This is a genomic window from Paenibacillus taichungensis, assembly GCF_050994985.1.
GTDB classification, from domain to species: Bacteria; Bacillota; Bacilli; order Paenibacillales; family Paenibacillaceae; genus Paenibacillus; species Paenibacillus taichungensis.
This window is the reverse complement of the sequence record NZ_CP194720.1, coordinates 974,339-989,505: the sequence shown is the minus strand read 5'-3', so window position 1 is coordinate 989,505 and position 15,167 is coordinate 974,339. Positions and strand designations below refer to the sequence as shown.

Sequence of the window (15,167 nt, the reverse complement as noted above, 5' to 3'; positions counted from 1 at the left end):
CCCTTTCTGTCATACCATGCTAGTTGGCTTTCACTTCCGATCCACTCATTTTTGCCTGTCCATCCAATTTGAACGTTCCTCCTCCACCTTCGAGCAACAATTGCGAATCAGCAGATAATGTTATTTTCTTCCCGGCTTTGAGCGAGATATTACCCCCAGCAGACATCCGAACCTGCTGGCTTCCGATGATCTGGATGCCCTCGTCCCCGCTGAGCCGAATGAACACCTCGCCCTCTTTACTGCTAATGGAAATGGAATCTGGTGTCAGTCTGATTTCCTTTCCATAGGGCGTTCGGAAAATTTTATGGTCCGGTTTGTTCAATTGATTCGTTCCGGTTATCTGGTTATCCAGACGAGGTGCTCCTGTCGCGTAGGCCTCTTCTTCATTTTGCGTTGGAAAATAGACAGCGACTGGATCCCCCACTTCAGGCATGACATACCAACCTGTCTGCCCCTCTGCAATGTAAGGCGACTGATACAGCAGCCACAACGCTTCCTCTTCCTCCTGTTGTTCATCACAGTCCAGTTGCACTCTGACATGACCGCCATGTACTGAAAGGATACGACCAAGCAATGAGCTTCCAGCAATTAATGGATTGTAATATGTCTTTTGTCGCAGTCCTCTATGAAGGCTAAGTACATATTGGTGTTTCACGATCCCTCCCACAAGCTCGGTATATGCCTCAGTCACATATAGGCTCCTGCCCCGGAAGGTAATATGGTGTCCAAGCTCCATGACCTGGTCTGTCTCGATTTCGTATATAATGAAGTCCGATTCATTGACCTTTAACGTATCGTTTTCTGTAAAGTACATGAATGGCGTCATATTTTTGCGGATTGTATAGCGTGTATTGTCTAGGTCAATTGAATTTCCGTGCTCAAAGACGCCAAAATAAAATTTTGGGCTATCAAACTGGGCAGCAGGCATCAAGCTAGTGTGAAAGCGAGAAGCAAGTCTCCTGAGAAATGCCCAATCCGTTTCTTGATATTGCACAGCAACCTTAGCGATCTTGGCCCCGCCTGTTCCCTCATCAATTACATCAAGTCCCGGATAATGCTGATCCAGTTCCTTTAGCAAATCGGGCAACGTCATTTTGACATTTTGAAACGTTCGCGTTCGTTTTGTAATATCCATCCGGTATGTATGCGAGATAGCCTCCACTTGGAGCGTATATACACCTCTCACAACCTGCACTTCAACAGATAACGGAATGCCTTTGAACAACGGACTTTTGTTTCCATCCTCATCTTTTTGCCATACTTCAATGGAAGTATCACGGTCCGTTACATCGACATAGCGATCTTTCCATTCTTCGGACACCATACCCTTAAACACGAGCCGAGTGTGCTCATTCATCTTTTTGCGGATCGTAAGTTCTTGCAAATGCAGCAGTTCATATGGTTCAATAAGCAGATTCTCATAAGTCAGACTCATGTTCCCCATCTCCTATCAGTCTCAAAGGATCGCAAGTGAGTTCAGAATCATCTCGCTAGGCTCCTGCCAATCCCTTTTTTCTTCATCTGTGCAATTAAATCCGTATACAAGAACGGACTGGTCCAAAATCGTAAAACCGATATGGTTGTAAATCTGATTATTCAACCCCTGTACGGAAAACTGACAATAGCCCATGACATGTCCCATTTCTGTAGTACGAACGCCGTGTTTGTCCCATTGTCTGACAGGCTGCGTTCCGCGAACGACATTCGCCATCGTTTCGGTAAAGGAAGTCAGTTCCGCTTCCGAAATTCGATGCTCCAACCTGTTGAACGTAAAATTGACCGTGCCCGAGTCGTTCGTGTAGATCCATTCCGGCCGATGAGACGAAGGATACTTTATGCTCGCTTCCTTCTCTGAAATTAAACGCAACGAACGGGGAAGGGATATGCTTACCCTACTGTCGTACAACTCAGTGCGTTTTAGAAACACATTCTCCTTTCCAATACGGAGCCTCGCTGGTAGCTCTGCTGAATCAACAGCCTGGGATTTATATGCCAATCTAACCGCCTCTTCTACTTCACCATTCTGATCATCCACTTCATTTCCACGTTGGCTATATAATATTGGAATCACTTTGCGATCAAGATATTCCATATGAAGAACACACTTCCTTTCCTTTTGATGAATCAATCTACAATCATTCGATGCGGTCCGCCCACCGGCATACCCGAACGTCCCGCTCCCCGAGCTGCATTCGCCAATATACGATCCAGATATCGATGAATCTGCGCATTATCGTATTCTCTGTACTCCAGCGCCAATCGACTGGCAATGTGATGCAAAATGACGCTGCGCGCAACCGTTCCTTCATTAAGACACATCATGGCGAAGACCAGATCCTGGGGATCAGAGGTGCCCGTTCGAAGCAATCTCTCGGCATAATCCTTCATGACAACAGGGGATAAGGTGCTTGCCCCCTCGGCTGCATAAGGGACATGAATGACATGCAGTGTGTTGAACTCCGTTGCCAAGTCAGCAAAGGTCTGGTAGTCCCGCCGCAGCCGGGCCCCTTCCTTCAGCTTGAATCGAGCGAGCTCCAACTCTCCAGATGTGCATGTTGTCTCTTCATCCAGAAGCAGTTCCGAATGGCTTATCGTCATGTCACTCACGGTCTCCTCCGCAGTAAACCGAAGCTTCAGCACATTGACCCGGCCCGTAGCTCGGTATGCCAGTTCCATAGGCTCTGTCAGCATGTAAAGCCTTCCTTTATGCAGCACCATCCCAGGAGCAACAATCAGCTTGTCCGGAAACACTTCCACCTCTGCACCTGCAAGAATGCCATCTGCATAACCGCGATAGTACAGTTCGATGTAGTCTCTGGGGAAATCGCGTAGCCCCTCCAACATGGATGTTTTCAGGATTCTTCCCTTGTTAAAATGCGGATACGAATATGTGAACATGAGCGGTGTCCCTCCTTTCTGCTCTCGGTCCTCACTTCATTCCGTCAAAGAAGTCGAGTTCCGACAAGTCTGTTTCAAATGGAAGCAGCTTCTGCGGCCCCAGATACAATCGTTCATTCCTGCGCGCAACCGGCAATACATGAAACCCCCAATGACGGTCATCCGGAAAAACAAAAAACTTCGTTTCTCCATTCACGATGGAGTCCGTATCATCCTGCGGGATTTTATCTCCGTACTGATCCCGGATGTCTTCGTAGAGCACCTCTTTATAGGCATCCGGACGGTTGGCATAGACGAATTTCTGTCTCAGTTGACCATCACTTCCGCTAAGGTACAACTCCACTTCTGCCGTCTCGAATGGACGGGAAATGCTGCCCGGAATGCCGTCACTCCGATCCAGACTGCTGATCAGCATTTTTTCACGTCCATTATGCGTGTAGGCACTTACGGTATACGGAATTACTGCGGCATCATGCGTGATGTCGGCTTGAACGCTTCCTGTTTTGCGGGCACTCAGATAACGAATCGCCCCTCGAAGGCAGGCAAGTTTAAGATCAGGTACACGTCCTTCCGCAGGTTTTTGCCGAAACTCAATGCTTCTGCCTGGAACGAACTCTTTCAGTGCTTCCCGAAATACATCAATGCGACAGGACTGACCTGTCAACTTGATAATCGAATATTGGCTCATCCGCCCTTGCCGATAGAAATCATCCAAAAACTTGCGAACCACCTCATAGATATCAGCCTTAATCAGCTGGGTAATCTCCTTGATATTAAAAACCACATCAGGGAACTCATATTCATCTTTCAGTTCACCACTACGTTCCACGGACAGAAACCAACGTTCCATGGTCGTGATCTGCAGGTCACTATCCCCATCGTCCTCCATCTCCGAGTGGAATCGGTTACGCAAGATGCCGGTTTTGCGGAAAAATTGCTGCTTCATCTCTTCTGCGATTTCCCACAGAAAGTAGAAGTTGCCTCTCACCCGAAGATACTCATCTCGTGAACGATTCTCTCGACGCGCAAACGCAGTCGGGATGATATGTTCTGCCTCTTCATAGCGTTGTTCCAGCTTCTGATAGACGGATTTCACACCTTCTTCGTCCACCTGGCGGAACACGTCCGCACCGGGTGCCTCGATCAGGCTATCGATATCCGTCACCTGATGTCGTCCGCTATAGTAGTCGGCGAATATGATCTTCATGAACTGCATAATACGATAGGTAATGTTGTGACCTCCGAAGTTCGTGTCCCCATTTTCGTATGTAGTATGGATATCCAGCTTGTAAGCCATATGTCCGTCCTCGATCGTAAATGCACAAGATGACAGGTCAGTTGTTCCACCGCCACAATCAATCACGAGCGCATGATACGTCTGCCCTTCCATGAAAGCACCGCGTTCCATCCCGTCAGCAAGGGTGTTATAGAGTACAGCCATTCCCTCATCCAGCGCATACGTCTGCTCAATCCGATAATCCGGAAGCATCTCTCCGAACATCTGCAAAAATTGTGCTTTCATCTTCACGGGACTGGTAAAATGCACATGGCGAAACTTACACTTGAACTGATGCTCTGCCGTTCGGATGATGTAATTCATGTACGCACGCAGCAGATCCATACGAGAAACCATGGCCGCATTGCCATGAACATCGACGATCTCTTCCATTTTGTTGTAATTGTTTACCCAGCGCTTCATGCTGCGGAAGACACTCGCCCGGCTGCTGTACCCTCCCCGACGCATGCTTCGCAACGCTTCATAGCCGAACTCGTAACGAATGTTCGCTGGATCTGAGCACTCCGCGACACCGATGGCCGTAGGCAGAACCTCGATCCAGTCCGTGTCTTTGTATGTAGGATCGGGAAAAGCCACATAGTTAATGGCATCCATACGAACCCGCCCATTCAGTAAATCCTGGCTGCTTGGTGCCTGAATATAACCATTATGCAAATAGGCGCCTGCCGTCGTGTTGGAGGTGCCAAAGTCAATTGCAAGTACAGCGTCTGTCGGTTCGAGTTCCCGGATGTCCAGATCGGCCAGTGGAATTTGAGTATATTGAATATGAACCGGAGGAAGAGGCCTGCTAGAGTAATAGGTCTGATATAGATATTCCGAATCGCGTTTACGGAAAAAGAGAAGATTGTACTGTCTGTTTCCCGATCGTTTCCAGGTCGCTCCACTTCCTGCAGTCAAATAAAAGGTTCCGGATATGGACTCGTCCTTAACCAGATTAAAGATGCCACACAGCTCCATACTCTCATTGACCAAAAGTACGTTGGACTCGGTTAAACCACCCGGTGCCGTGACTACGTACTGATCCAGCTTGTCCACTTTCAATCCTTCGTACAGAATCAGCCGCGCGGGCACACTAATACCTCCATCACTGCTCATAGGAGCCGTCATATGACGAGAAATGGCCTTTTGTATGCGCTCGAATCCGCCTTCCAAAGACTGATCGATCCACAATACATCGTCCGCTCCCAAAAATTTCAGAATAATCCGAATCAGTTCTTCACGCTCCGTGCGGGGCCCCAATCCCTCAACCAGTCGCTCCTTGTAACAAATATTCCGTAATTGAAATGTGGTCATGTCCATCAACTCTTCGCGTGTATAACGCATGGTTCCTCTGGCCCGTTCCCTGCCCGTGGCATCGGGATACAATCGGTATGAATAGCCGTTCATCTATACTTCCTCCTTACAACTGCTGATGCTGCTTAATATAGGGCAATACCGTCCTGTATCATCGTATAGTCCACATCCAGAATGCCAAAATGATGCCCCCAGTATATTTCCGTGTCAAAACGAACCGGCAGGAAGAGTTCAAGAATCAATTCCAGCTTCTCCTTCGCTTCCGTCCGTTCTACCTGACCAATATATAAGAGCAATTCATCCTTCTCCTCACAATTGGCATAAAGGGTTGAACGCGGGAACATCCGGACAAGAGTATCCCTCAGCAGATGAACGGCCTCTCCCGTATCGTACAGACGGAGCATATTGCAGGCGATCACTTCCTGCTCCTCCCGTCCGAACAACTCCAGTCGCCGCCGTATCCGTTTCCCGTATACACCCGAATGCATATCATTCAAAATGAAGCGAATGTAATACTCCCTTTTATTCATCCCCTGCATCAAATCCATATCCGCCAGAAAATGAATGACCAAATCAAAGAGCGTCTCCCGCAATTCCACCTGCTCTTCGTTATTGATATCGAACAAATCCCTGAAAATATCAAAAAAACGATAATATGGATTGACTTCAATCGTACGTTCCACGTCTGAAGCATTCAGGTTCGTATGACTTAATTCCATGTATGGCGAATATACACGTGCAGGAACAAAAGTTACGTCTCTCAGATCAGTTCCATTACGCTTGGCGCGAATAATCAGATCCCATATATAATTCATGTTGAGCTCACATCCATTCCCCTTCGCAGCGATATTCAGGGAAAGCCAACTGGATCTCGGATACCAGAAAGCTCAGCAAATCATCCAGAAAAATAGCCTGCTCTGGCTGAATTCCGTGTTTGCTGAACCTCAAAATCATTCGATGTTTATCTGCCTCAACACGGACATGATCGCTAACAAATCCATTAAGCGGGTACGTGATGCCCAGGGTAGGCCCAGGTGCCACCACTTTCACATCTTCCAGTTCCAATCCCTCCGCTGCCTGGAAAGCATGAACCATGCGGGCAATCTCCCCTTTGGATCGTACAGAGCGTCCTTCCTGACGCGCATATTTACCGGCAAACCCTTCCCGTTTGTTGTTGGAAAACAGCGGAAAGTCCATCCTCCCAATGCGGGTTGCGACGGGACCGGCTATTTTCAACACCGTCCATGAATCGGATTTCTCCAGCGGAGATACGATGGTGATATCTTCTTCCGATCTTTTGATATATCGAATATGCGATTCGTCTCCATCCACCAGATACCCGTGCTCAGTCCCTGTTTTGCGGAGCGGTAACACATGTTCATAATTGATGCGGTCCGAAGCCGGGACAGGGAATCCACCTGTTTTCATATCAAGCTGCTGAATATTCCAAAGGGGAATCATGTTCGTTCTTTTATATGACTCAAACTCCTCCAAATGGATTGAAAGTTCTTTGACCACATGCTGTTTGTCCCATGCATCTCCATCGTCAGAACCCACTAGAACACAATCAACGAATTTGAACACATAGGGTGCATTAATCGATTTCCATGGTAGGCTGTTTTTACGAAAGACCCGGTACAGTTCTTCAATTTTGGAGATATACGCTGTACTTGATTTCAACCGAACCGTTATGGCATGTCTGCCTTCACTCGTTACAATCTCCCCGCGGAATGTCCGATTACTTTTCAGCAGGGATTGGAGCTCCTGTTGCCCACATTCCATGTAGAACGTGAATAAATTCATCTCTTCCTTACGTGCCAGCGCATCTGAAGCCTCGCTCAAATAAACAGTCTGCGGTGCAACATCCTCCGGAAGAATCGGATACAGAAATTCATGAATGGGGTCCAAATCTTCCCGCGGACATAATGTGACATATACATCGTGGCGTTCCTCCAGCGGTACCACCTCGTCAAACACACGTTGCTCGATCTGTTTGTTTAGCGTCTCCTGATACTCGACCAAATTAAGAAAAACGCCTGTTATGAGGTCTTTGAGCATGCGACGTTGTTCCAGATCCTCCATCTTGTTTAGACGGTCACGAATAATATCTTTCATCACGAATCTCCTCCTTCCGTTGCTTCCTGTTCATTCGCTTCAGCCTCGGTGGTGTCGGTGCTTCCTTTAGCCTTTGAGGCGGAATTAATGCTAGCATTGCTTGTCGTTTTCCCTGAAGAAGACCCGGACCCAGAAGCATCCACAGTTCCACTTCCGACCGAAGAGGCATTACCCGCAGAAGAAGTACTTCCCACTGAATTGCTTGCGCTCATTCCTCCCGCATTCCCGGTCCAGTCCGAATTCAAACCAGACGTATCTGTTGTTCCTAACCCTGCCGCATCCTGAGTAAGATCAACCGCCGGTACAGGTGGATTCAGTTTCTCATCCAGCTTATTTATTTTCCGCTCCATAGCCAGCACCCGTTCCAACATATCGATCTCCTGATAAATTTCCTGTGCCGAAGCATAGGCATCCATTGCGCCACTATAATCTCCGGCTTCATTGAAGCGGTCACCCTTCTGTTCCAGCGTATCGGCCTGAAGTTGTCTGGATTGGCGCTTGATATCCGCTCGTTTGGTTTCGGCCGTCTCCAGTTTGGTGGCAACTTCCTTCAGCGCTTCCTTATATGCTGTTTCCGTAGCCGCTGTTCTGGCCCTTTTATACAAAATGATCGCTCCACTGTAGTCTCCGTTCTGGAGTTTCAGATCTCCCTCAGTGATCCAGTCTTGTACTTGCTGAAAGGTGGTCATCTGTTCCAAACGTTCCTGAATGACTTCACGGTTGAACATATTGTAGGACTCAGACAATTCCAGTGCTTTGGTGTAACTAGCGGTTGCTTTGGGAATATCCCCTTCTTTCAGATGAGCCTCGCCGTCAACCAATGTCTGAGCAGCAGCCATCTTCGAAGTCAGCAACTTTTTGTGCACAGGGTCCTTTACTTTGATCGAATTGTTGCGAGCAAGACTGTAATCTGAGACGGCCTTGGCGTACTCCTGTTCCTTCACGTACTGGTCAGCGTTCTGTTCGTATTGCAGCATATCTACGACCAGCTCGGCTTTTTTGGCTGCGCTTTTCACCGCGTAGAATATGCCGGCTCCGCCAAAAATCAGGAGCATAATCAACATGATGGCAATCCGTTTAATCCACTTCTTACGGTTCTTGGGTTCTTCATGAAAAATCTTGTTCACATAGATGGCTGCCGCACTATAATTCTCGATTCGTGAACGTTGCTTGCTGAGCATCACTTCTTCCAACGTGTCGGCCAGCGCCTGCGGGTCATTGGCACCTTCCACCGCATCAATCATCTCGGCATCCTGCACACCTTCCCATAATCCAGGGGTGCATAGAACAAGCACATCACCATCGGCAAGCTTGACCTTATCGGATACATACGGTTTGATCATGCCAGGTTTGCCCGCGTATTCATTCAGATTGCCGCGTTCATCATGCTGATCCACACGATCCTCTGCAATCTGGCCTTCCGCTGCCAGTTGGGCAGCTACACTATGATCCTTGCTTTTTAGTGCAAGCCTATTTCCCCGGAAATGATACAAGCGGCTATGTCCGGCCGATGCCCACACCATGCGTGTATAATCTGTTACAACAATAACGAATCCCGCTTTGAGCCTGACTCGGCGGCTTTCATACTGCAACCATTCATGTGCGATCTTGATATATTCCGTCAGTCTGCGTTTGGACATGGTTGGCTTTTCCAAAAAGGATTCCAGAATGGTCTGTACTGTGATCTGTGCACTATTCACTTCCGTATCGGTGTCCAGACCATCTGCAATGACATAACAAGCCCAGTCTTCCAGTTCAACGCAGCCGTAGAAATCCCGATTTTTCAGGAAAGACCCCGCCTCTGAGACAAAAGCCGTCTTGAATTCACTGTTCTCCTTCCTCATCCGTCTCCCCATTTCCCGTCCCTGTGCGTTGCCCGATCTGTTACCATCCTTGCTCCAAAATGATAATCGTGGCGTTATCCTGATGCACGAGCTGTTTTTCTTCAATTAAATCAATGATGGCCTGGGCTGCATCAAATGGCGGAATATCTTGCGCCAGAATGGTCTCCAGTTCCATCTCCGTGAGGGAGTTGTATACCCCGTCACTGCATAACACAATCTTGTCCGCCGGCTGCAGTGCAAACGGCTCGTCCGCGATTTCCATTTGTTTAAAATGGTCGTACCCCAAATAGTTGACCAGCCTTTTGCGCTGCGGATTGTCAAGTGCCTCCTGCTCCGAGATCTCGCCAGACATATACTGTTCTTCAAGTTGGCTTTCCAGTGTATGCTTGTGATTGATGGCAAGCAGCTCTCCTTTGCGAAACACGGCCAAGATGCTGTCTCCTACCGCACCCCAATACAAATCCCTGCCCTTGATCATGGCAGACACCAATGTTGTCCCTCCGGGAACGCCCAGCAAATTCCGAAGGATGGCCTGATTTGCCGCATGGGAAGAAGTATCCCAGAACTCTTCCGGATCAGGAAACCGCTCCAACTCTTCAAACTCCCGGATAAATGTTTCCACGGCAGTCGTACTCGCCACTTTTCCACCGGACAATCCACTGATTCCATCTGCGAGTACAGCAAGTACACCATGCGGCTGCACGGCACAGGCAAAATAATCGTCCTGTTCATTGCGAGCACCAATGGTCTGTCCATTGCCAATTTGAACTCCAACCGGTCTATCGTCACGCTGCCTTACCGGAATCCGGCTTCGTGCGAATAACAGCAACCAAATCAACAAACAGCCACCCGCAAGTACCCAGTAGGGCGTTAGCTCCTTGTCGTTCCACAAAATCATGAAGGTGTTCACTGTTGCTCCCATTCAAAGTGCACACCGCACAATGGAATGAAAATGAATTTGCTGCGTCCCAATTGAATAACATCGTAGGCAGCCAGTTCCACCGGAGAATAGACTGCTTCATTATTGTGATATGCGAGGCCAGAAGCATCGCCGGGCAGCAAATAGAAATTCCGCTTTTTGGGATCGTACACAATCACCGCGTGATTACGCCGAGAAATCGTGTTATCCCCGAGAATGCGAACATGCATCTCTTCCGAACGTCCAATAAAGTTCTTTTCAGCCATTATTCGATAATCCTGGCCCATCTGCGGACCCTCGATGCACACCATCCATCCCGTTACCGGTTCAATTCCTGTCGTTTCGCCCAGGTATGGCATCGTTCTGTCATCCTCTGCCGTACGAGGTGCGCGTGGGACTGCACCCGCTGCCTCACCATTACTGGTAGCTGGCGATTCAACGGCCAGATTGCAATATGGACAAGTATTGCCGTGCCGTCTCGTGCTGAACATATGTCCGTTTCCACATCTAGTCAGACTCATTTCGTTTCATTCCCCCGTAAGCTTGTATGATGTACGCCAACGTTATTTCACCAAAATGCGGGTATTGGCAATATAAATTAAGTCCCCTGCCTCAATCAGGCTGGGTTCTTCGATTTCCAATTTGGATGCTCTGCTTTGATTTCCTTTACGTACACCTACCCCACTGGCCGAGTCGATATCCTCGATAAACCATTGACCCGAGGCTTTGTTCAATACGGCATGCTGCGAGCTAATGAGAGACGCATAGGGTGTATCGGACAGATCAATGTCAGCCTCGCTGTTCTTCGAACTTTTCCCGATCAAAACACTCGTTTCGCCCTGAATATACCATTCCTTCACACTTGTGCCGTCGTCGTCCAGGAGGACGAGCTTCACGACACGCGAAGACAATTTCTTCTTTTCCGCCTTGGTGGCTGGCATGTATTTAAAATACAGGTATGCTCCTCCAGAGAGGACCACGATAATTCCAGTTACCCATTGGGCACTCATATCCCGGTTGATGATAAATATGTAATACAGCACGGCTAACGAAATCATGGCGACGCAAGCGTCAAGCCCCATCGTCAATACCGACCTTCCTCGTTTCACTTCCATAACCTCCGCCTGAACCGGCTTGATCCATAACGAGCTACCGGTCTACTTTTTTCGAACTCCGAAATATCGGTCAAACATGGCGGACATATCCATTCCTTTATTGGGACCGGCTTTGCCACCGTTTGGACTTTCCTTGCCTTTGGGGTGATAGCCAAAAAATTGTTCGAACTGTTCCTGCATCCGCGATGGATCCGACCACACCTTCTCGGCATTTGCACTCCCGGACTTCGTATTGCCTTTACTAGATCTGGCTGTATCGGATGCTGAACCCTTTGCTTGACCTGTATTACGTCCAGTGCGAAGCTGCTGATCATATGCTGCTCTAAGCTCGGAATTTCCGAGTGTACTGTATGCCTCATGTACTTGCTTGAAACGCGCTTCTGCCTGTGCATCTCCCCCATTGACATCCGGGTGAAATTTTTTCGCCAATTGACGATAAGCCTTCTTGATCTGCTCCGGAGAAGCTTCACGTTCTACACCAAGCACGGCATAATAATCTTTCATGGTATTCTTTCCTGCCTCCCTGCCGTATTCGGGCGTAAATAAAGATTAAGGGGCACCAGGGCCCCTTAACATGACAGCGTTGTTCCGGACCAGAACGAACTGGCCCAAGACAACAGTTGTTCCCTTTATACAGGGAAGCCGCCCTCAATTTTAGTGAATTCAGTTTTGTCTTTTTTCTGTTTGATGAACAGGCTGAATTCACCTACGCCTTCGGTATCACCGAAGCGCTCTGTGTAATCCACAACAAATGCGTTAGGCAAGTAAATTTTGCGTACCACTTGATCTGCTGCAACCACTTCCAGGGTTACTTTGCGGTAGCAATCCGCTTTTTCAGCAGGCACGAGGGACCACAAAGCAAGTTTCATCGTGTCATCTGCATTGTCACCGTCGGTTGCAGTGATAATTTTGCCGCTGATGCGAAGTGTTGCGCCTACATCTGTGGATCTAGCGTTGGAATCATCTGGTGTATCCGTGTCATACACAACTGTACGGATATTATCCATTCCCAATTCGATTGTTTCTGCGCCTTCTACTTTCAATACAAAACCCATTAATAAAAACCTCCTTAAGATTAGGAAAAAATGTGCCCGGTATGCTCCCCATCTCGGGAGAGGTACCGGAATATATGTATAAAGGCAAGACGATGAAGTCTGCCTCTAACACCAAAATAAATGTCTATAATGCGTTGTTTCATGAATCATATTTAATAATCAGACTTGTTCCAATGGTTTTCTTACACTTTCATCGCACTGGTGCCTTTGGTAATCATGACCTCCAGGTTCTTCACGTTGCCGTTAAATACCAGGTCAATATGGCACATGTTGCTCTTTTCATCGATGATAAAGCTCATATCGTCGCCTTCCTGAATGATCGAATTGATCGACCCTCGAGTTCCCAGCCACCGGCTCTTCTGACTGCTCGGATTGTTGCTGAAGAATTTGACGATATTTTCATGCTTGAAATCACCGGTTTGGAAACGGAGCAAGCGCTCAATGTAAGTACTCACAAGTGTTTTGTACAAGGAATCAAAACCATCTTCGGACATCGCCATACTTCTCGCTTTATAGACCGTAATCCGTTTGATGTCGCTATCCTGGATTTGGGCATTTTCCGATGAGAAAATAAATCCAAAGTTTTTTCGGTTAATCAAATCCTTGATGGTATTTGTAAATCCGGAAATTTCTTTGGTCATCGTTGTTACAACACGCAAGCTGTTGTCCCCTGCCTCAATGTCAAAACGCACACCTGGATAATCACGGTTGACGTTCTTGAAAGCCCCTTTCAGGTATTCCGGACACTGATACGCAGCAACAATCCCTGCAGATACATAGGACGCTCCAACATACACGCCTTCAATCCACAGTTTCAGAATGTCTTCCTTCTCCTTGGAAAGTTCCACACCATTCTCCGTCTGAAGCATGCGGCTGTCGATAACGACACCCGATTTCTCCTTGGGAATAATCGTGAAGTTTGGAGCACTCGGAATGGCAAATTCGCTATATTCCTTACGGGTCAACACTGAACATTTATCGATATACTTATCAATACCTGCGGTAGCCATGCTGCTGAAGGTGGTTTCTTCCCCGGATTCAAAGCTGAAGAACACCTGCACCTTGTAATCCTTAACAACTTGCAGGAGCATTGCCAGAGATTCCATGCTGTTTCCGTCTTGTTTAACCACTTTCTCGTTACCACGGAAACGGGCACGGCTGACTTTGACTTGGCCTGTATTTTCCAGTTCTACGGAAGGAACGATACCGAACCAAATCGTATCGGTAAAATCATTCTTTGCGTTGACAGTGTTGAGATATGTCTCAAGCCGCGGAATATTACTGCTCTTGACGAGCATATCCAGTTTGGCATTGGAGATCAGCATGGAAGGAAGCATACCTTTGTTCTTAATCGCATATTGGTCAAAGAACATTTTGACACCCAATATTTTCTCGACCAACGGTTTTACCGTTTTAACAAAATCATCCTTGGCGTTTTTGTAAAACTCCAGGTATGTATTGTAATTCTGCACTTCAACAGCAGTATCCACTTCAGACTGTACCGCAGGAAGCGGGCAGAATGTGCGGACCACCAGATCCTGTACATACGGCGAAGGTGTCTCGGAAAGTGAATCGTAATCTTCGGCAAATACTTGCGTCAAATCAGTGCTTGTTGCTTCATCAAGAAGCATCAGCTCGTTGTTATCACTCTTCGGAGCTTCGATAATTTTCAATTCTCCGCTCTCACCAATCGTAAGTTGTCCTACCTGAATCGCTTCGGAAGAAGTTTCTTCTTGTGCACGGCCCAGCAACAAACGGGTCTTAATATCTTCAATGGCGAGTGGAAGCATGGCCATGACATTGTTATAGTTCCGGCTTGCATCTTCAAACATGACATTCAGCTTATCCCCGATATCCAGCTTCTTCGGATCGCCGTCATCCAGCTTCTCATGCTGGCCATACATGTAATGGATTTCCTTACGTACCTGACGAATGTCATCCATAACTTTTTTCGGTGAGATCATATCAAGCAGATTTTCAAACTTGAAATCAACGTTCGTAATACCTTGACTACGTTTGGTATCAATCAGGGTGAACAGCATTCTCAGAAAGTCGTTACTATGGTCGATCTTGATCTCTGAGATAGCTTCGTCCGGGATACCTTCCGGCTTTTTAAGCGTATACATGACTTTCTGGTTTACCGCATTGAAAAAGGAGTACACGCTAGGTGAGAACTTGTCCAGGAACTCATCGAAGCTGCGAACAAGCAAATGTTCGTTAATCTCCTTGATCTTATCGTCACTCAGACTGTCGATGCCCTTCACATCACCAACAATGGTGATCAAGTCCAACTTCTCGGGATTGATTTCTTCAAAAAGCATCGTTCGGTTCGTTTGATTAATAATGTCCATTCAGGCAACATCCGCCAAGATGATGATCCATTCGGGCGAATGCTTCCCCCCCTCCATCAATTTTTGACACTCCGCACGTCTCTATCAGTCTTCGGTCATGATCCAGGAGAATCACTATTCCCAGCAAACACAAGACCAATAGAACGAGCTGTCAACATACGACTGGAACTTATGTACCAGATTATGCCGTTTGCTTTGGAGATTTATGGAATTCATCTTAATCATCAGCGATATGTTTTGTCAATATTACCCACTATAGGTCTAAAAGCTCATTTTACAA

At 47.4% G+C, this 15,167-nt stretch carries 13 protein-coding genes; all 13 read right to left on the bottom strand.

Translation table 11 applies throughout. From position 1 onward, the window contains the following. Positions 1-19: 19 nt before the first annotated feature. Complete coding sequence (locus tag ACR1R9_RS04520; protein WP_076288032.1) at positions 20-1,435, bottom strand: phage baseplate assembly protein V; 1,416 nt, start codon at positions 1,433-1,435, stop codon at positions 20-22. A gap of 21 nt (positions 1,436-1,456) precedes the next feature. Then, a complete protein-coding gene (locus ACR1R9_RS04515; protein WP_076288031.1) occupies positions 1,457-2,092 on the bottom strand; it encodes a hypothetical protein in 636 nt (211 codons plus the stop codon). Between the two features lie 32 nt (positions 2,093-2,124). Continuing rightward, entirely contained in the window at positions 2,125-2,898 is a 774-nt protein-coding gene (locus ACR1R9_RS04510; RefSeq protein WP_433921618.1) for a DNA and RNA helicase, read from the bottom strand. Between the two features lie 31 nt (positions 2,899-2,929). Next, positions 2,930-5,581 carry a molecular chaperone gene (locus ACR1R9_RS04505; protein WP_433921619.1) on the bottom strand — a complete coding sequence of 884 codons (2,652 nt, stop codon included), beginning with the start codon at positions 5,579-5,581 and terminating at the stop codon, positions 2,930-2,932. Between the two features lie 32 nt (positions 5,582-5,613). After that, entirely contained in the window at positions 5,614-6,303 is a 690-nt protein-coding gene (locus ACR1R9_RS04500) for a hypothetical protein (RefSeq protein ID WP_063567935.1), read from the bottom strand. A gap of 7 nt (positions 6,304-6,310) precedes the next feature. After that, entirely contained in the window at positions 6,311-7,603 is a 1,293-nt protein-coding gene (locus tag ACR1R9_RS04495) for a normocyte-binding protein (protein ID WP_433921620.1), read from the bottom strand. Then, on the bottom strand, positions 7,603-9,447 hold the full coding sequence (locus tag ACR1R9_RS04490; protein ID WP_433921621.1) for a serine/threonine protein phosphatase: 1,845 nt from the start codon (positions 9,445-9,447) through the stop codon (positions 7,603-7,605). The genes ACR1R9_RS04495 and ACR1R9_RS04490 overlap by 1 nt, the downstream gene beginning before the upstream one ends. Before the next feature lie 40 nt (positions 9,448-9,487). After that, complete coding sequence (locus ACR1R9_RS04485; RefSeq protein ID WP_072734781.1) at positions 9,488-10,345, bottom strand: PP2C family protein-serine/threonine phosphatase; 858 nt, start codon at positions 10,343-10,345, stop codon at positions 9,488-9,490. Between the two features lie 8 nt (positions 10,346-10,353). Beyond that, positions 10,354-10,887, bottom strand: coding sequence for an FHA domain-containing protein (locus ACR1R9_RS04480; protein ID WP_072734549.1), 534 nt, complete (start codon positions 10,885-10,887; stop codon positions 10,354-10,356). A gap of 42 nt (positions 10,888-10,929) precedes the next feature. Then, a complete protein-coding gene (locus tag ACR1R9_RS04475; RefSeq protein WP_072734550.1) occupies positions 10,930-11,481 on the bottom strand; it encodes an FHA domain-containing protein in 552 nt (183 codons plus the stop codon). A gap of 42 nt (positions 11,482-11,523) precedes the next feature. Then, the gene (locus ACR1R9_RS04470; RefSeq protein ID WP_269054639.1) at positions 11,524-11,985 is read right to left on the bottom strand and encodes a J domain-containing protein; all 462 of its coding nucleotides are present in this window, start codon (positions 11,983-11,985) and stop codon (positions 11,524-11,526) included. A gap of 125 nt (positions 11,986-12,110) precedes the next feature. Beyond that, a complete protein-coding gene (locus tag ACR1R9_RS04465; protein ID WP_053781361.1) occupies positions 12,111-12,536 on the bottom strand; it encodes a hypothetical protein in 426 nt (141 codons plus the stop codon). Between the two features lie 182 nt (positions 12,537-12,718). Then, positions 12,719-14,887: a hypothetical protein gene (locus ACR1R9_RS04460; protein WP_064636265.1), complete on the bottom strand. Its 2,169-nt coding sequence runs from the start codon at positions 14,885-14,887 to the stop codon at positions 12,719-12,721. Positions 14,888-15,167: the final 280 nt, after the last annotated feature.